1 pseudogene is annotated in these 320 nt (G+C 54.1%); it reads left to right on the top strand.

Annotated features, from left to right (window positions below):
• Nucleotides 1-200, top strand: a pseudogene (locus AB4874_RS19935) (IS110 family transposase); the annotation flags it as partial.
• Nucleotides 201-320: the final 120 nt, after the last annotated feature.

The following is a 320-nucleotide window of genomic DNA, read 5'->3' as shown; positions in this document are numbered from 1 at the left end:
GTGCGCACCACTGGGCGCGGGAGTTGACAGCGTTGGGTCATGAAGTCCGACTAATTCCGCCGATATATGTCAAACCATACGTCAAACGCGGTAAGTCAGATGCCATCGATGCGGCGGCCATTTGTGAAGCAGTGACGCGTCCGACAATGCGCTTTGTCGCGATCAAGAGGGTTGAGCAACAAGCTCTGCTTTCGCTTCATTGAGCCTCCCCCTTTGAAGTGGTCCGCCCTTATAGTTAGGAAAGCGGAGGACCAAGAATGGCGATTAAGAGACCCAAGCCCGAAGAGATTGTCGTGAAGTTACGGCAGGTTGAGGTGCTG

Origin of the sequence: Thioclava arctica (assembly GCF_040892615.1) — a bacterium.
GTDB classification, from domain to species: domain Bacteria; phylum Pseudomonadota; class Alphaproteobacteria; order Rhodobacterales; family Rhodobacteraceae; genus Thioclava; species Thioclava arctica.
Note: the sequence above shows the minus strand (reverse complement) of the source record. Positions and strands in the feature narration are given on the sequence as shown.